This window comes from Shewanella sp. T24-MNA-CIBAN-0130 (assembly GCF_040310185.1).
GTDB lineage: Bacteria > Pseudomonadota > Gammaproteobacteria > Enterobacterales > Shewanellaceae > Shewanella > Shewanella psychromarinicola.
The window spans coordinates 1-339 of sequence record NZ_JBEOPP010000189.1 but is presented as its reverse complement, the minus strand read 5'-3'; the positions used below and the strand labels follow the sequence as shown (position 1 = coordinate 339).

Here is a 339-nt window from a genome sequence, read left to right as displayed (position 1 = left end):
ATATTCGTTTGATGACGTAATTGATCCAACATAACTTCAATAGCTTGACTTAAATTAGGCTCTTTAATGGTTAATCTAAAGGTTGATAACAGTTCACGTAATTGTACATAAGCAGTACTGACACCTTCATTAATCTCTGTCAATTGACCTTCTACTTCAGGGCTACGACAACTGTGAGCAAGACTTTTACGTAATAAACTCACTTGAATTTTTAGAAAAGATAATAATTGCCCAATTGAATCATGTAATTCTCTAGCGATGACCGCACGTTCTTCCAGTAGCGCCAGTTGCTGCCGTTGTTCAGTAGCATTATGGATGGTAATTGAACGGGTTAACATC

General features: G+C 36.9%; 1 protein-coding gene. It reads right to left on the bottom strand.

The window, feature by feature from the left end; translation table 11 throughout:
- On the bottom strand, positions 1–339 hold a 339-nt coding region (locus AAEZ02_RS22025; RefSeq protein WP_351125107.1), incomplete at both ends, for a histidine kinase.